General features: G+C 41.1%; 12 protein-coding genes. 4 read left to right on the top strand and 8 right to left on the bottom strand.

What is annotated here, in order from left to right; translation table 11 throughout:
- Positions 1 to 324 precede the first annotated feature (324 nt).
- The 3 genes from EHO59_RS14350 to EHO59_RS14340 form a co-directional block, all read right to left on the bottom strand.
- Complete coding sequence (locus EHO59_RS14350; RefSeq protein WP_246052927.1) at positions 325 to 1,842, bottom strand: PilZ domain-containing protein; 1,518 nt, start codon at positions 1,840 to 1,842, stop codon at positions 325 to 327.
- Positions 1,814 to 3,661 carry a PP2C family protein-serine/threonine phosphatase gene (locus tag EHO59_RS14345; protein WP_135589111.1) on the bottom strand — a complete coding sequence of 616 codons (1,848 nt, stop codon included), beginning with the start codon at positions 3,659 to 3,661 and terminating at the stop codon, positions 1,814 to 1,816. Before EHO59_RS14345 ends, EHO59_RS14350 begins: the two co-directional genes overlap by 29 nt.
- A 467-nt stretch (positions 3,662 to 4,128) precedes the next feature.
- The gene (locus EHO59_RS14340; protein ID WP_135589110.1) at positions 4,129 to 4,983 is read right to left on the bottom strand and encodes a metal-dependent hydrolase; all 855 of its coding nucleotides are present in this window, start codon (positions 4,981 to 4,983) and stop codon (positions 4,129 to 4,131) included.
- Between the two features lie 456 nt (positions 4,984 to 5,439).
- Here EHO59_RS14340 and EHO59_RS14335 point away from each other — a divergent pair, with 456 nt between their 5' ends.
- From EHO59_RS14335 to EHO59_RS14325, 3 genes are all read left to right on the top strand, one after another.
- A complete protein-coding gene (locus tag EHO59_RS14335) occupies positions 5,440 to 6,528 on the top strand; it encodes a serine hydrolase domain-containing protein (protein ID WP_135589109.1) in 1,089 nt (362 codons plus the stop codon).
- Positions 6,529 to 6,542: 14 nt separating this feature from the next.
- A complete protein-coding gene (locus EHO59_RS14330; protein WP_246052925.1) occupies positions 6,543 to 6,869 on the top strand; it encodes a hypothetical protein in 327 nt (108 codons plus the stop codon).
- Positions 6,870 to 6,963: 94 nt separating this feature from the next.
- Positions 6,964 to 8,460: an ABC-F family ATP-binding cassette domain-containing protein gene (locus EHO59_RS14325; protein WP_135589108.1), complete on the top strand. Its 1,497-nt coding sequence runs from the start codon at positions 6,964 to 6,966 to the stop codon at positions 8,458 to 8,460.
- Here the strand turns inward: EHO59_RS14325 and EHO59_RS14320 are convergent.
- From EHO59_RS14320 to EHO59_RS14300, 5 genes are all read right to left on the bottom strand, one after another.
- Entirely contained in the window at positions 8,457 to 11,438 is a 2,982-nt protein-coding gene (locus EHO59_RS14320; protein ID WP_135589107.1) for a SpoIIE family protein phosphatase, read from the bottom strand. The genes EHO59_RS14325 and EHO59_RS14320 overlap by 4 nt on opposite strands.
- Positions 11,439 to 11,821: 383 nt before the next feature.
- Entirely contained in the window at positions 11,822 to 12,583 is a 762-nt protein-coding gene (locus tag EHO59_RS14315; protein WP_135589106.1) for an ABC transporter permease, read from the bottom strand.
- Positions 12,580 to 13,518, bottom strand: coding sequence for an ABC transporter ATP-binding protein (locus EHO59_RS14310; protein ID WP_135589105.1), 939 nt, complete (start codon positions 13,516 to 13,518; stop codon positions 12,580 to 12,582). The genes EHO59_RS14315 and EHO59_RS14310 overlap by 4 nt, the downstream gene beginning before the upstream one ends.
- A 141-nt stretch (positions 13,519 to 13,659) precedes the next feature.
- Positions 13,660 to 13,983 (bottom strand): DUF2834 domain-containing protein, encoded by a 324-nt coding sequence (locus tag EHO59_RS14305; protein WP_135589104.1) that lies wholly within the window; start codon positions 13,981 to 13,983, stop codon positions 13,660 to 13,662.
- Positions 13,984 to 14,027: 44 nt separating this feature from the next.
- Positions 14,028 to 16,037: a sensor histidine kinase gene (locus EHO59_RS14300; protein WP_135589103.1), complete on the bottom strand. Its 2,010-nt coding sequence runs from the start codon at positions 16,035 to 16,037 to the stop codon at positions 14,028 to 14,030.
- A gap of 176 nt (positions 16,038 to 16,213) precedes the next feature.
- On the opposite strand from EHO59_RS14300, the gene EHO59_RS14295 reads away from it, so the two are divergent.
- Positions 16,214 to 17,185: an NAD-dependent epimerase/dehydratase family protein gene (locus EHO59_RS14295; protein WP_135589102.1), complete on the top strand. Its 972-nt coding sequence runs from the start codon at positions 16,214 to 16,216 to the stop codon at positions 17,183 to 17,185.
- Position 17,186: the final 1 nt, after the last annotated feature.

Here is a 17,186-nt window from a genome sequence, read left to right as displayed (position 1 = left end):
GGTAACACATTGAGTCGAGTGATACTAATAGCTCGTGAGGCTTGACCATATTACGAAATTTGGTTACAACGCCAAGGGGCATCGCAAGATGCCCCGCATGAACATCCATACAAGATGATCAGCAAACGTTAGACATCCATAAAAGATATCTAACAATTCATTCCAGTTGTTAAGTTCAATGAAGAACTCTCAAGAAAAAGCCAGGTTTTATCACCTGGCTTTTTTGTTTTTACGGAGTAGAAATCGGAAACGTGAGAATCGACTATTCAGCTAAGCGAAACGATAGAACGAATTCTTGAATGAAACGAGCGTTTCACTTTCTTTCTAAGAAATTGCACTCGCATCGTCCAGTTTTTCGGCCTTTCTCAAAAGTCCGCCTTCTTGTTTGAGATTAACAGCCTTGGTTAGGTAGAAAAATTTTTGGGGGAATACATCATCTATGACTCCGACCGTTTTCGTGCCTTGGATGGAATCTGCGAATTTCATCAATTCCTCGTCGCTTCTATAAATCAGGCTCCAGTCCATGACTTCCATGATCCCGATCTCGTCTGAGGCGTCGGAAAAGTTTCCGAGAAAAATTTCACCACTTTGATTCAGAAGGGAATAGAGGTGGGAGCAGATCTTTTGCGCGGTTTTCATTTTTATATAATCGAAGAGTCCAGCGGAATAGATCATGTCGATACCTGTTTGACTCACATATTTGCCGGGGTTTGCAGCAAATCTTGCGATCTCCACATTCAGACAATGAAAATCCACTTGTTTATGATTCTTTAATAAAGCGATTCGTATCCCATGTTTTGCTTCTGTGATCGCCCTTGGATCCTGGTCCAAGAGGTAGATCGTTAATTTATCCAGAAGGCTTTGATCGGCATCATTGATAAGAGTCACCATTTCTCTAGCAGGACCGCAAGCTACTGACAACACGCAGAGCCTTCCTTCCTTCTTTTTAAGTCGATCCAGAATGGTTCGATAGAAGAAATTCTGTCTATGGAATACTGCCTGAGCCGACTTTAGATTTAATGTGCATTTATGCAGACTCTTGCCTAAGAGATTTGTTCCTTCGTTGGTGTCCCTATAGATTGCATCCATCATTTCAAAGTCGCCCGCGTAACCAAGCGGTTTGGTAGTAGCCCTCTTAACGAACGGATCCAAAAATAGATAACATTGTAACTCTTCTCTGAGATAAGAAAAATTATACTCTAACTCCGAAGGATCCAGCTCATGATAGAGTTCATTTGTCTTTTCCTTTAAGAAATTATAGATAGGGCCAAGTAGAAGGAATACTGAATGATAAATCTCTTCTTTCAGATTATAGCCTACGGCGTATTCATAATCGTTCAGACTGGATTCCAATTGAGAAAGAAGAGGTTGTATGCTCTGGATCTTCTCCTTGGTTTGGAATACAATGGAGAGAGCTTTTTGGTGAGGAGTTTTGGGCTCCTCAGATTCCACTCGGACCTTAATGCCGGTCAAGGTATTGTGGATGGCGCGAAACAAATCTAAGTGAATCGGCTCGTCGAATTGAATTCCATACTCCCAGCCTTTTTCAGATCTCTTTTCCCAACGAATAACTCCGCTTAACTTACGACTGTACTGCAGCACGTCGGTAAAGATGCTCATTCCTAAGACAGCACCTAAGATAGGAGAGGCGATGATTCTCTCATCACATACAATTCTTGTTCCGTATTTGGAGATATCACCTAAGAGAGCCTCTATGGTTTTACTCTCGCTGTTTACGGAATGGATCCGATAGAGGCAGCGATAGGTCGGAACGAAAACTTCTTCTTTGGGAAGGAGTTTTTCGGAGGTTCTGTCAATTTGATTGGATGAGGTCTTTTCCATTATGATTTTTTAATTTCCCTAAAAGATTGATCGCAACTTGATTTTCAGGCTCGAAGGCAAACACTTCCTTTAAGAGAAGCTCGGCCCTTTTTTTGTTTCCTAATCTGCGATAAGAGTCGGAAAGTACGAGTAAATTGTTCACGTGATCGGGTTGTCGATAACGGAAACGTTCTCCTTGTTCCACGGATTCACGATAGTCTTTGTGTTTGTTAAAATATTTTGCTAAGAAATAGAAATAGCTGCTTTCTCCTGGATAGAGTTCCACCAATTGAGTAGCGGTTCTGATTGATCCCTCTACATCTCCGCTTTTTACAGAAGCAGAGATCATTCCTTTTAAGGCTTCCAGTTCCTCGGCCTTTTCTTGGCCGTTCTTGCCGTTATGGAATCCGTTCCATGAAGAAGACTCGCTATTCTCAGTCGTCTTCTTGGAAGGATCATAAGAAATTTGTACGAGAGAAAGATCATCGATGATATCACCTGATTCTCCAAGTACTTCTACGATTCCTTTTAATTCGCCTTTTCCTTTCTCTACTATGCTTAAGAAGAAATTCTCATCCTCAACCATGGTCTTTCCTCCGATGGCAGGATCGAAGATCATAAGATCTTCTCTTCCGTCAGAGCCTAAGATCAGTTTGTCTCCTGGTAAAAGCTGGAATAGACTCACGAAGAAGCGGCTCTTGATTTCTAACATGCCGATCTTTCTGAAATAGACTTGGGAATCGATGAAGCTGGCCTTTCCTGCTCTATACAAAACAGGAAAAGGATGTTCCGCGTTAATATAATAGACCAGACCAGTTTCCTCGTCTATGAGCCCGATGACTAAAGAGATCATCATTGCTCCGTCGAAGCTTTCGAAAGTTTTCTGAAGTTCGATCACTGCGTTTCGGAGCCATCTTTCGGGATATTGATTGCGATTCGCCTCCAGCATTTTGGTCCTTTGGATCATCGCATGGAACACTGCTCCGAAGACGATAGCTCCTCCCGCACCTTGTAAGGATTTGCCCATTGCGTCGGCATTCACGAAGACTACGTATTTTCTTCCCTTCAGAGTGATTACGTTCGAAACGCTGATGTCTCCGCCGATTTCCTGGGTCCAATTCTTGAAGGTGAATTTCTTTTTTTGACTGGTGAAGAAGTTCACAGGCACAGTTTCGCTTTTGGATAGATTCAAACTCAGCGGTTGGAGTACGAGAGATGTGAGAAAGTAATCCCCGTCCTGCTGGGATTTTAACGTGCTGATCACATCCATTTTTTCGAATTCAGATTTGGTTAATGAAAACTTAAAATGAGCGATAGTGACCGAAATGATCATTGTTCCCATCAAGAAGTATAGATTATTGATGATGGAAATCAGTTTATAGTCGTTATCGAAGATGAGATTTACGATCAGATATTGTAGAAGGATGATTGAGCTATTCAAGGCTCCCTTGACAGCGTTCCAAGGAAGAAACAGATTCACTGCGATAAGGACCAGATTCAATCCAGCATAATAAGAGGACTCGAAACCGCCTAGACGAGTCGTCATCAGTGTAATAATTCCTCCTACAACGAAGGTAAACACGTACGCATGAATCGTATTCCATGGATTCGGGCTGGAAAAACGAAGAATACAATATTGGATTAGAACGAAAACGGATGCGAAGGCCCTTAGGGTCAGGAAGTATCCTAGGTTCTCATCCAAATATTCCTTAGGAATAATGAAATAATCCAGTCCTCCGAATAAAGGAACCAGAGTGAACCCCAGTATGCAGACGGTTTGGATCCATTTCTTTTCGAGGACCCAAACGAATCGTCGAAAACTTTGCTCCTGATCGATCATCAATTGTAACCTTAGAAAACCTACGGGTTTTGTTTTTAGGGAATTTCGAAAGCGGATACGTTAGCGGATTGAGTTATAGGCTTCCGAAATATTCGAGAAAGAATATTGATGGGAACGGTTTGGTCAATAAATATTTTATAGAACGAGATATATTTATTTAAACGTTTGCGTTAGTTATGCGATTTTCTTTATTACATCCTCTTTCGGATAACGTTCGTTTTTGAACAGTGCAAAAAACTTTAGAAACTTCGAATGTAATTTTTGTGTGCTGCGAGATGAAAATAGATTAGTGCTCTGCGAAAAGGTTTTATTGAAATGCGGAATCTTTATTCCGTGAAAGAAAATTGGGAATTCTTACAATTGAGAACAATTCTCTCCTCTTATAAGGAAAAGCAATCGATATAAGGATTGAAATCGCTCCCTCTTTTGAATGAAGAGAGAGCGAGGTTCTTGGAATTGGTTTTTTATTAGATGGAAGCTGAGACCAATTTAGAAAACTTTTCGATCAAAGCTTGATCATCCTCATTGTTCGGATGAAATCCCCAATAATAATATTCTAATATATAAAAGATTACAGCCCAAGTGAAGCCGGGAGATCCGAAGAAGAATCGAATATCTCGTACGATCTGCTTTGGATTTGGAATACCGAAATAGAACAATGCCCTAATTGTTCCAACAACTGCCAGAAGTCCTAAGAGTTGTACAGCTATCGTCATTCCAAGAATACGCGTAAAATACCCGCCTCCCGATTTCTGATACACGTCGAATGCGACTGCCTTATGCTCTAACTCTTCTAAAGAATGCCATTCAATGATCTTCCAGGTGATTGGGTCTATCCAAGCTACTTTCTCTGCGGGAAGTGAAAGCAAGAACCTTCCGAGGGTTGCAGTAAAATGTTCGGCTGCTGCAGTGATGGAGAGGGCTAGCCTTTTGCCCCAAACAGGGAATAATTTCAGGATATTCTTTTCTAAGATATCGAAGAATAACCAGCAGAACATCTTTTCATGACTACGAAAATCCAGACCTATCTCTACAAATCTTTCATTTAATTTATCGTGCACATTGCCATGGACCGCCTCTTGTCCGGCAAATGCTTTGATTTCATTTCGTAAGTTTTGGTCCTCGATATCGTTTTGGAATGCTTTCACAGAGCGTATAAAGAATCTTTCTCCTTCTGGAAAAAGCACGCTTAGGCTGGAAAGAAATGCAGTAAAGAACGGGATCTTCTTGCCGAAGCCTCTTTCTTTTTCAATTTTTTCTAATGGAAATTTCGGTTTGCGAATTTGGGGTTGGATCCGCGCCGCTGCGGTTGTGTTGCCCATAAGATTCTCCTAATATAGATCGGTTATTTTCAAATTCCGATTTCTTTTCCTCATCCATTGGATTTTCACTGCTCATTAGGAAATTCGAATCGCTTCTCTTTGTTTATTTGCTTTTCGGTCTTTTGGGCTCCTAGGGTTTATTCTTAGGACCACCAATTTGATCATTGTAACAATTGCTACAATGATCGGTCAATTCGAATTCTACGCGTTAGGGAGCCGGAAAGCGCGGAGCGTCCCGAAGGGATGAGGGCATCTGCCCGAACTTGTAGGCGCCCGACCCGCGTGTTGGCCAGAGGATTTTTGCTTCTATTCGATCGTATTTGGGATTGTAGGAGATCCTACACGCGGGGAACGCCCAAATGAGATCGAATAGAATCGTATTTACATTTTAATATATAGAGAAAGTTTTTTAGGATATGTATTCCTTCGGCACTTGTCTAAGAAGCCGGTGTTTCTATGAGAGCCTTGGTTTTTTTGTTCTTTATCTGTTTCTTATTCACGTCTTGCGGAAGAGAGACCTTTCCATATTCGGCTCGGATCCAAGTAGCAGATGGAGAAGCTTTGCAATCCCTATCGAGATGGAGCACAGAAGGATTGTTTCGAGAAAGCAATGGGAAGGTCAGAACGAATGCGATCTTGGTTTTGCATAAAGGGAAGATCTGTGTGGAAGCATATTTTTCGGAATTCGGTCCTGAGACGTTGCATCCCACTTGGTCCATTAGTAAATTCTTATTGAATGGAGCATTGGCAGAAGCTGTGACTTCGGGGAAAGTGAATTTGGACGATCCCGTTCAGAGTTATTTAGGAAATAATAATGTATTTTTTGCTGAGAATTTGAAGGTTAAGGATCTTCTTTTCTTCGCTTCCGGATTGGATTGGAAAGAGAGATATGAATGGGCTCCGGTAAATTCGGATATTTTGGAGATCTTGTACGGTTCCGCGCATTCGGATATGATCGGATACATTTCTAAATTGGGATTTTCTTATAAACCGGGAGAGAATGTAGCCTATTCGAGTGCGGATTCTAATCTTTTATCTGCAGTATTAAGCAAGGCTTCCGGTAAAGATTTTCCAGTTCGATTTTTTAAATCTGTTGGGATCGATTCCTTTGTTTGGGAGAAGGATGGGAAGGATATTCCTGTTGCATCTTCCTATGCATATTTGTCGGCGAGAGATCTTGCAATTTTAGGACGTTTCTATATTGAAGAAGGTTGGGGGAGTCCTTCTGGATTATTTCCTAAGAACTGGATCAATGATACGTTTCATGAACATAGCTCTTCTAAAAAAAGACCTTGGTATTTGAGTTGGTTGCCTTTGCCTCCCATGGGTGGTCATGTTTATTTGAATCGATTCGATTCAGATCCGGGAAAGCCATTCTTTTCTTCGTTGTCCGAGGATTCTTTTTTTGCATCCGGCCACTGGGGACAATTTTTGATCGTTGATCCTAAAAAGGACTTAGTGATTGTGCGTTTCGGGAATGATAGAGGTGGTCGATTTCCTATGAAGGATTTCCTGAATCGATTGCTACCCATTTTACAAGAATGAATTTTAGAAGGCTTATGATGAATAAATTTTTAAAGATATTATTTATTACGTTTTTATTATTCTTATCTATAAGTTTACTCGTTTTCTCCGTCTTTAAATTTCGCATTCTTCCGGACACATTGGCAAGGATCTATCCAAATTTCGCCGCAAAGGAAGGCTGTTCTTGCTTATTTGTAGTAAAGGCTTCGGAGACCTATTGTAAGGACTATGTGCGCCAATTCTTTTTGCCTGATGAATGGATTGTAGGAAGTGAATATCTAGAGGTCCGGTTCTCTTCTTACTTTTCCGAGTTTCGAGCCAGAGCGAATTTTCACGGATCCAAGGGTTGTCTGTTGGAATAAGATGTTCCTACAAGCGGGCTAAGCGCCGGCATTTTTGAGTGAAATCCTGGATTGTTTTTAAACTCTGGTTTTATAGCTTAAAGAGCCAGGTCCAATGATTAAGATTTCTAACCTTCACAAGATTTATAACTCCAAGGTTCTCTTCGATGATTTGAATTTAAGTCTGAATCGAGGCGAAAAGTTAGGCCTTGTCGGCAGGAATGGGCATGGCAAGTCCACGATCTTTCAGATGATCCTAGGTGGAGTGGAGCCTGATTCAGGTACGATTACGATTCCGAAAGGCTATAAGATCGGTCATTTACAACAGCATCTTCATTTTTCGAAACCGACTGTTTTGGAAGAATGCGCTCTCGGTCTTCCGGAAGGAGACGAATATGAGACTTGGCAGGTTGAAAAGGTTCTATCCGGTTTAGGTTTTTCTGAAGCGGATATGGAGAGAGATCCGAACGAATTCTCCGGTGGTTACCAGATCAGGATGAATCTGGCGAAGCTTTTGGTTTCCGGTCCAGACCTGTTGATGCTGGATGAGCCGAATAACTATTTGGATATTGTTACGATCCGTTGGCTCGAGGAATTCTTAAGAGAGTGGGAAGGCGAAATTATATTAGTAACTCATGATAGAAGTTTTATGGATAGCGTCGTTACTCATACCGCTGCAATCCACAGGACCAAGTCCGTTAAGGTCCAAGGCGATACCGACAAACTTTATAATCAGATCAACCAAGCCGAAGAGATCTACGAAAGGACTCGCCAAAATGAGGCGAAGAAAAGAAAGCAAGAAGAGATCTTTATCGCTAAGTTCAAGGCGAAAGCTAGTTTTGCGAGTAGGGCACAATCTAGAGTGAAGAAGCTCGAGAAGCAAGGTGAAATGAAAGCCTTGGAGGCAATTCAAGATCTGGAATTATATTTTAATGCGGCTCCATTTGCTGCGAATCAAATGTTGTCTGCGGATAATATTTCTTTTTCTTATTCAGGCAAAGAGCCTTTTCTGATCCGTGATTTTTCAATTAGTGTGGGTAAGAGGGATCGTATCTGCATTATCGGTAAAAATGGAAAGGGTAAATCTACTCTTCTCAAACTTCTTGCAGGCGAGTTGCAGCCTTCTTTGGGTGCCGTTCAAAAACATCCTGCTTTGAAAGAGGGTTACTTCGGTCAGACAAATAAATTGAATATGAACGAGAACGCTACTGTCGTCGAAGAGATCATGAGTGCAGATAAGTCTTGTACGGAATGGGTAGCGAGAACGATTGCAGGTGGACTGATGTTCTCAGACGACCAGGCATTGAAAAAGATCAAGGTGCTTTCTGGAGGAGAGAAGAGTAGAGTTCTTCTTGGAAAGATACTTGTGACTCCTTGCCATATTCTCTATTTGGACGAGCCGACGAATCACTTGGATATGCAGTCTTGTGATTCTTTGATCGAGGCGATCGATGAATTCGAAGGTTCTGTGATTATGGTAACTCACAATGAAATGCATTTGAAAGCTGTCGCTACCAAGTTGATCGTATTCGATAACGATGAGATCCGTATTTTTGACGGCACTTACGACGATTTCTTGAAAGATGTAGGCTGGTCGGACGAAGAATATTAATCTATTTCTAATAGTTTCTTTAATTTCTGAACGTTCTTGTTTTCCGGATCTATATCTTCTGCAGCTTTCGTAAATTCTATTGCGTCGGTTTTTTTTCCAAGAAGCCGATTTAGATCGGATAGATGCACCAGGTTTTGCACATTCAGCGGTTGCAGTTTATTCACCATCATTGCTGCTTCTAAGGATTGAGTTAGATTTCCCAATCTCTTTTCTGCTAAGGAAAGATAATGCCAGAGTTCTGCCGTGTCCGGATCGTCTACAAGATACTTACTCAGCACTTTTACTGCTAACGGATAGTCCTTTTCTTTGAAACTGATCAAGCCAAGCAGTTTGTTGATTCTTTGGTTAGAAGGATCCGCAGAATATGCTTCGAGCAGGACTGAGATTGCCTTTTGAACTTCTCCACTCTTATACAGTTCTTTTCCTTCTCTATATAAGTTTTGAAGGGTTACTTTCTCAGAAGTATCATAGTTCTCTCCATTTCTTTCGGATGGAAATGCAGGAACTCCTACTTCTTGGAATCCGATTCTGAGAATGGATAAGTCGTCTATGACTTCTCCAGTGCTCCGAATACTCTTTTCGATAAGCTCGATGTCAGCTCCAGATTTTTCGACTGCGCTTAGAAAGAGATTTTCATCTTCGTTGATAATCCTTTTTCCATTAAAACTTTGGAGCAATAGGTCGTCTCTTCCGTCGGAAGCGAGTATGATCACGTCACTCGGATGAAGTTGGAATGTCTTTACTTTGAAGTCGTATTCAGAATCCAATCCTAACTTTCTAAGCTCTAGATCATTTTCTAAGAAGGAAGCCTTTCCATCTCTATACAGAACGGAAAATGGGTGCTCGGCGTTCCAATAATGCATTTCGCCTGTTTCATCGTTGATGAGTGCAACGGTTGCGGATATTACCATACTTCCATCGAAGCTTTTGAATACGGAATGAACTTCGTGGTACACGTCGGTTAACCATTCTTGCGGAGTCTTATTTAGAACTCTCTTATTTGCCGCCGATCGTGCCATGATGGAATTCATCATGACTCCCATTACCAATGAACCGCCAGCGCCTTGCATGGATTTTCCCATTGCGTCTCCGTTCATTGCCATTGTGAACTGTTGGTACTCGCTCGGAGTTCCTAATCGTAAATTTCCAGTGATGCAAATATCTCCGCCAAGTTCTCCTTTCTTATTTCTGAATTCGAAGTACTTCTTCTGTTTGATTAGAAAGTTCGTATTTACTTTTGAAGATTTATTGGCGTTATAAAAGAGAGGCTTAGCTAAAAGTGAAGTGAGGAAATAGTCTCCGTCCTGTTGGATCTTGAGCTGTTGGACCTCCATCATCTTTTCTTGTACTTCTCTGGTTCGTTCTTCTACTTTTTCTTCTAGATGATTTGCATAATCTTGAAGCTGTTCTCTGGCGCTTCGTATAGAATCCACCATAGAATTGAAGGAGAGTGATAGGAATCCGACCTCGTCCATTGCCTTAATAGGTACGTTTACGTTCAGATCTCCATGATTTACCTTCTCTACTCCCGAAAGAAGTTTGTTCAGAGGATGGATCAAACTTACACGTAGAAGGATTGGAAATGCGATCAATATAAATACAGTAGTTCCAAGCTGGATCAGAACGAGCCATCTTGCCACATTATGAATGACTGTCCTGAAATCTCTATAGCTAAACCCGACCTCGTATCTGGTCTTATCCATTTCGAAATCATAATGAATATAAAAGTTCTCGGCCATTCTGAATAACCGGGTTTGTAAAGGTAACTCAGTATCTTCCATTTCTTTCAATGAAATGGTTTCTAATTCGGAGTCAGTCTTGCCTTTATATTTTCTTTTGTTTTGCTCTTCCAGATCTCGAAGTTGCTGCTTCTTATATTTTTCTTCTCCTTCCTTTAGCTTGTTTTGTGTTAAGGAATCTCTGGAGAATATTACATTATACTTATGATCGAATACTCCGGGTCCGGAGGGTCTGGAAATGATATATTGCACATTTGACGGAAAGTCGGTCTCTCCATTGCGAATTGCGGTTTTTACCGAATTCATTTCGACCAGACTTTCCTTTTCGCTGGCTCGATCGATCGCATATAATGTAATGTAACTGATTGCTCCTAAGGCTAGGATCACCGTGACTACCGCGCTGGAAAGGATCTTGACCATAAAGCTCGTAGGCTCGGGAGAATGGCCCAGATAGGCATTTTGGATGAAGAAGATCGTAGTCACCGAAAGAGTGAAGTAAGTCATCGCAAAAGTGTCGTAAGTGATCACGCCTGATTTGTTTAAGACGTTATTGTATGCGTTTAGGATATTTAGCAAGACAGTGAATAGAAAAGCTCTGAGTGCGACCGCCTCTTTTCCTTTTGCGAAGACGATTTTTTGGAACGCGAGTGGGATCCCTAAAAGAAATTGGACAGGGATCCGAACAAAAGCGGAAGAGTTTTCGAAGTTCCTGCTCCAAATGGTCAGAACGCCGGTGTATTTGGAGAAGTATAATATTTTTCTAATTAATACTACCGTGCTGATAATGAAACATAGCAGTATGATCGCGCTCGCCTCTTTTCCGAAATCGAAGCTGTATTGGTGAGCAGTGAAGGAGAATATTTTCTCCATATTATGGGTTTTGTACATGAAGTGAGCCCAGGCGGCTAGGCTCATGAACAAGCTTATTAGAATTACAACTTTGGATTCTTTTGGATGTACATTTCTGGGGAAGTAGTAGCAAAATCCTATAAAGCAAACAATCCCGAATAAGATGAACACAGTTAGGTATCTATGATACGCTGCTATCGGATCGAATACGGAATAGGAGAGGACGTATCCGAAAAACATGACTCCGTAACAAAGATACATTATGAGTAAGTAATATGAAGGAAGGGTTTTGTCCTTTTTGAAGATTAAGAATCCTGAAAGAACTAAAGTTAAGAGAAATAAGGAGAAGACGCCAATGGAATGATGCGAAAATAGAATGGAATCGACCATAATCGAGTTGTTAGCTTTGTTGCGAAGGCACAAAAGTCAAGTGGATTCTATTTTAAGCAATTTTTAAGTAATAGGAAGAAGAATCTTTTGAAAATAAATCTTTCTTTTATATATCAAATGATCGAGAAAGATGATGAGAGGAAAAGCGGATCAAATGGAAACGTATATTAAAGTTAAGATATGTTCAAAATTGATTCAGAAGTTTGTCAGACAATTTGCATGTCGTAAAGAAGGAAGTAGACACTAATCATTTTGGATTATTTTTTCTCCTTCTTCTCTCCGAACTAGTGTTAGGTTTATCGACTATTCATTATTAGCTGCTTTAGCGTTTGCTACAATGACTTTGTCTCGGAGAGAAGAAGCGATACGCAGGATTCTTATCTTTATTTCTTAATATGATATCCTGTCCTAAACATCCAAGCCACGATGAATAGGCAAATGCTTAAGAATACAAGTATCATTATTAGGCTGATCCCAACACTTACATCGGCAATTTCATAGAAGCTCCAACGAAACCCACTTACTAAGTAAAGGATAGGATTGAACAATGTCACTGTTTGCCAAAATGGTGGGAGCATATTTGCGGAGTAAAAGCTTCCTCCTAAAAATACAAGAGGAGTGATGACTAACATCGGGATCACTTGCAGTTTTTCGAAATTATCCGCCCAAATTCCGATTATGAATCCGAACAAGCTGAAAGACACGCAGGTCAGGATTAGAAAGAAAATCATCAGAAAGGGATGAGCAATATGGATGGTTACGAATAGAGAAGCTGTTGCCAGCATGATCATTCCTAAGATCAGTGATTTGGTCGCTGCGGCTCCTACGAATCCTATGACAGCCTCCATACTCGAAACTGGAGCGGATAAGATCTCATAGATTGTACCAGTGAACTTAGGAAAATAGATCCCAAAGGAAGCGTTAGAGATGCTTTCCGTTAATAAGGAAAGCATAATTAACCCTGGAACAATAAAGGAACCGTAAGAAACTCCGTTGACCTCTTGGATCCTGGACCCGATAGCAGAACCGAAGACCACAAAATAAAGAGAAGTGGATATGACGGGAGATGCGATACTCTGCATCAATGTCCTTCTCGTTCTGGACATTTCGAAAAAGTAAATTGCTTTGATTGCGTTTAAGTTCATTTGGATTCCTTCACCAATTGCACGAAGATCTCTTCCAGAGAGCTTTGGATCGTGTTTAAGTCCCTGAATTCTATCCCTGATTTTTTTAGATTTTCCAAGAAGGCTGCGATGCCGGACTCTTTGTCCTGCCCATCATAAGTATAAAGCAATTGATTGCCTTCGCTTTTGATATCGAGTTCGTAAGATTGAAGAGAATCCGGAATCTTTTGCAATGGACGAGCGAGATCTAAAAGGATCTGCTTCTTTCCTAATTTATGCATTAGCTCGGACTTTTCTTCCACAAGGATCAATTCGCCCTTGTTCATGATCCCGACTCTATCTGCGATCTCTTCGGCTTCTTCGATATAATGAGTGGTAAGTATGATGGTCACGCCTCGATCTCTTAGGGCACGGACTACATTCCACATGTCCTTGCGCAATTCAACGTCGACTCCTGCAGTGGGTTCATCTAAGAATAAAACATTCGGCTCGTGAGAAAGCGCCTTAGCGATCATCACTCTACGTTTCATTCCCCCAGAAAGAGTAAGCACGGTGCTATTCTTCTTATCTAGAAGAGAAAGAGATCCCAGAATTTCTTCCACATATTTGGTGTTAGTCGGCTTTCCGAAGAGTCCGCGGCTAAAATTTGTAGTGGCCATCACAGATTCAAATGCATGCACAGCAAGCTCTTGGGGAACGAGACCGATCATGGATCGAGTTTGCCTGTAATCCTTGATGATATCGTATCCACCTACAGAGACAGAACCTTCGCTGGGATTTACGATGCCGCAGATGATGGAGATAAGCGTTGTCTTTCCCGCTCCGTTTGGACCGAGAAGAGCAATGATCTCTCCCTTTTTGATCTCCAAATTTATATTCTTTAAGGCGGTAAATCCATTGGAATATGATTTAGAGAGGTTTCGAATGGAAACTATTGAATTGGATTCGTTTTGCATGTGTTTGCTTTCAAGCCGAACTAGATTTAACAGATTTTAAAAAATGCTCAAAATACTGTACATGATTTTCTATAAATTGTTTCCCTTTCAGGAAGAAAAAAATTTCCTTTTCGGATAGAAATCGGTCGGCTGAATCGGATCTTATTCTTTGCCTTGTTTCATTCTTAGGATGAGATAAAAGGCCATGCCGGTAGCAACACCTGGAACCACTCCTAACAAGATTGCGATCCAACCGTTTTGAATTCCTTTCGATTTTGCCTCATACAATACCCAAGCGGAGAAGACGAACCAGGTGCAAATGATATCCAAGGAATATCCAGTGGAGAATGGATTTACGAATCCTCCTAAAGCAGCGCCGATCACGTCGAAGTTTTTTAAAAGAGGAGGGATTACAAAGTAAATGAAAGATAGAGCGAATAAGATCCCGAAGAAGGAAATGATATATTGAAAGCTTGATTTTGTCATAGAGCCGGAAGGATCTCCTGCCTCATTCAAAATACAATCAGAATTTAGATCGGATTCAATCTGGGAATATCTAGAAGAGGTTGAGGAATGGAGAAGGTAAATTTACTTCCTTTCTGTTCTTGGGATTCGACTGAGATCTTTCCATGATACGCGTTGATGATGCTATATACTAAAGGCAACCCTAATCCAGTGCCAGATTCTCTATTCGTTCCCAAACGAGTGGATCTGATCTCTGTGGAGAAAAGGCCAGGGATCATTTCCGTTGGAATTCCCACACCTGAATCTTTTACTGTAAATTCTATCTCGCTCGGTTTAGATGCAAAGTCGATCTCTATAGAATCTCCTTCTCTACAAAACTTGATAGCGTTTGAAAGAAGATTCACAAAGATCTCGGAGAATAAGGTGCGATCCACGTTCATTCGTACTTCGTTTGGAATGGAGTTCCTAATCTCTAATTTCTTTGCGTTTGCTTGAGCCCATAGTTTTGCAAGGACTCCTTCGACTTCAGGAAAAACATAGATCAGACTATTGTCCATAGGAAAGGAGCCGGATCTCAATCGATTCAGATCCAAAAGAGTAGCTATCATCTCTAAGGATTGAGAAGAAGTGTTCTCGGCTCTCATCAACCATTCTTTAATGGAGATATCGTCCAGTTGTTCATAATCGTTTTTTATTAATTGAAGGATTCCCATGATCGTAGTGATGGGAGATCTAAGATCATGAGTCACGAGAGAAATGAATGTATCCTTCATGGAATTCGCTTCTTCCGCAACAAGCTTTGCTTCTTCTAATTGGCTTGTTCTCTCTAAGACCTTATATTCTAGCGATTTTTGTAATTCTTCGAGACGCACGAACGCATTAGAAAATCTAACGGAAAGCATGATTGTTTGTGAGAATAAGAATGCGAGAAGTCCCCAGTTCGCTATATATCCTGTTTTTATGATCAAGGCTTGGTTTAATATATCGTTCAGTGTGGCGATAAAAAGAAAAGCTGCGCCTACTGCAAATAGTATGGCTCCTTCTCTCTTTCTGAAGACACAGTAGATCATCAAGAGTAAGAAGTAGACAATGATAATCCCTACAATGCCTTGGAAGATCTGTATGTACCACATGTATTCCGAAGCAGGAGTCATCAATATGATGAGTGAGAATGCAGCTCCTACCGATAAGAAAGCAGTATTGAAATATCGATGAAAGTCTTTCGGAAACAGAGATCTAAGAAATAAGGAGAATAAAGGAAGAGCTAGTACGAAACTCAAAAGATCTAGTTTGTGAATATAAACCCAATACTTATCTTCAGTGATCTCATAGATAAAGACAGATCCTGTAAAAAATCCTCTGATGCTTAGATCGATGCAAAAGAAAGCGAACCAAATTGCGGACTTGTCCACTCTTCTCATGAAGAAGAGGATGAGATGATAGACTCCCATGAGAAAGGTTGCACCGAACACCACCCAGCCAAGAGAGATTTCCTGCTTTTTGTATTCGAAAACGTTTAAGATCGGACCTAGTAGGATCGATTTCCGGATGCCGCCAGTTGTATGATAAAAATTTGATACTTGAATCGTGAAATTCAGCTCCTTCGATTCTTCATCCAATAGTATGATTGGATGCTTGTAAGAAGGAGTCATACTTTCCTTATTAATTCCAATGATCCCGTTATCCGCTAATAATCTACCGTTCAAATAGATACGGTAAGCGGTAGAAATATCTCCCATTTGCAAGGCAAGATCTTTCAGAGGTCGATCCAGGAATACCGTTAGACGATATGTCCCGATTCCTTCGCCTCCGTGCTCTCCGTTTGCGAGTGGGAATTTGTTCCAGGAACCTGGAACGGTGATGAAAGCCTTCGAAGAATTGGGTTTAGAAGTATCTAAGCTGTTGGTAAACTCCCATTCTCCATCTAGGGAGACTAAGGGAGAGTTCGTGAGATCCCAATTTCGCAGGTCGAGGATCCCTAGCTTTGCTTTAGGGGAATAATAATCCTGAGGATTAGAACAACCGATGATTGCCCCGATCAGAAGAAGGAAAAAGACTGGAACCCGAAACCTCATTCGATTGTCTAAGTCTCAAGTTTATCAGAGTACAATACTCTGCATAGAAAATTTTCTGCTTGGATGATTCCTTAAAAATGGATTCTTATACGGAACCAAAGAGCTCCTAATAAGACCAATGCAATCATACATTTGCAATATAGCTTCTATACAAAAAGATTAGGGAGAATAATTATATGAGGATATTTATAACCGGAGCTTCCGGCTTCGTTGGCGGGGCCATAGCAAGGCATTTGAAAAAGGATCATTCGATCAAAGCCTTATCCAGGTCCGTTGAATCGGATGCAAAATTGAAAGCGCAAGGTTTGGAAATAGTGAGAGGAAGCCTTGGATCGATTCCAAAAGAAAGTTTAAAAGATATAGATGTGATCATTCATTGCGCAGCCTTTGTGGGACCTTGGGGGACTCGAAAAGATTTTTGGGAAGGAAATGTGGATGGAACTTCTCAGCTTTTGGAGGCTGCTAAGCAGGCCGGTGTAAAACGTTTCATTCATATGGGAACGGAAGCTGCCTTATTCTTCGGTCAGAATATGGTGCAGATTGATGAGAGTTATCCGTATCCGAAAAGCACTCCTTATCTTTATAGTGAAACAAAGGCGGAAGCAGAAAGAAGGGTGGTCGCTGCGAATTCGTCTGGGTTTGAGACAATCGTCTTAAGGCCAAGACTGGTTTGGGGACCGGGAGATACTACTGTGCTTCCTGAAGTAAAGAAGATGGTCTCTCAAGGAAAATTCATGTGGTTGGACGGAGGAAGAGCCAAGACTTCCGTTACCTGCATTACGAATTTAGTATATGCAACGGAGCTTGCTCTTACAAAGGGAAAACCTGGGAGCATATATTTCGTAACGGACGATGAAGATCGAACGATCCGAGACTTTTTGACTGAAATGCTTGGGACACAGGGTGTGTCTTTGCCTAAGGCATCTATTCCTTCTTCCATTGCGAGTCTTCTCGCTTATATTGTGGAAGGTATCTGGAGAATTTTAGGAATTCGTAAAGAACCACCTATGATGCGCTTTCCAATAGATATTATGGGAAAAGAATGTACGATCCGGATCGATCGTGCGAAGAAGGAACTCGAATATAAACCTTTAGTCAGCGTGGCGCAAGGGTTAGAGTCCATGAGAAAGGAAGCTCTTTCCAATTAAG

This window comes from Leptospira semungkisensis (genome assembly GCF_004770055.1).
Lineage (GTDB): Bacteria > Spirochaetota > Leptospiria > Leptospirales > Leptospiraceae > Leptospira_B > Leptospira_B semungkisensis.
Note: the sequence above shows the minus strand (reverse complement) of the source record. Positions and strands in the feature narration are given on the sequence as shown.

Bases quoted from the DNA above. Each gene is read 5' to 3' on its own strand.
- EHO59_RS14350 (WP_246052927.1), bottom strand. From the start codon at position 1,842: ATGGAAAAGACCTCATCCAATCAAATTGACAGAACCTCCGAAAAACTC.
- EHO59_RS14345 (WP_135589111.1), bottom strand. From the start codon at position 3,661: ATGATCGATCAGGAGCAAAGTTTTCGACGATTCGTTTGGGTCCTCGAA.
- EHO59_RS14340 (WP_135589110.1), bottom strand. From the start codon at position 4,983: ATGGGCAACACAACCGCAGCGGCGCGGATCCAACCCCAAATTCGCAAA.
- EHO59_RS14335 (WP_135589109.1), top strand. From the start codon at position 5,440: ATGAGAGCCTTGGTTTTTTTGTTCTTTATCTGTTTCTTATTCACGTCT.
- EHO59_RS14330 (WP_246052925.1), top strand. From the start codon at position 6,543: ATGATGAATAAATTTTTAAAGATATTATTTATTACGTTTTTATTATTC.
- EHO59_RS14325 (WP_135589108.1), top strand. From the start codon at position 6,964: ATGATTAAGATTTCTAACCTTCACAAGATTTATAACTCCAAGGTTCTC.
- EHO59_RS14320 (WP_135589107.1), bottom strand. From the start codon at position 11,438: ATGGTCGATTCCATTCTATTTTCGCATCATTCCATTGGCGTCTTCTCC.
- EHO59_RS14315 (WP_135589106.1), bottom strand. From the start codon at position 12,583: ATGAACTTAAACGCAATCAAAGCAATTTACTTTTTCGAAATGTCCAGA.
- EHO59_RS14310 (WP_135589105.1), bottom strand. From the start codon at position 13,518: ATGCAAAACGAATCCAATTCAATAGTTTCCATTCGAAACCTCTCTAAA.
- EHO59_RS14305 (WP_135589104.1), bottom strand. From the start codon at position 13,983: ATGACAAAATCAAGCTTTCAATATATCATTTCCTTCTTCGGGATCTTA.
- EHO59_RS14300 (WP_135589103.1), bottom strand. From the start codon at position 16,037: ATGAGGTTTCGGGTTCCAGTCTTTTTCCTTCTTCTGATCGGGGCAATC.
- EHO59_RS14295 (WP_135589102.1), top strand. From the start codon at position 16,214: ATGAGGATATTTATAACCGGAGCTTCCGGCTTCGTTGGCGGGGCCATA.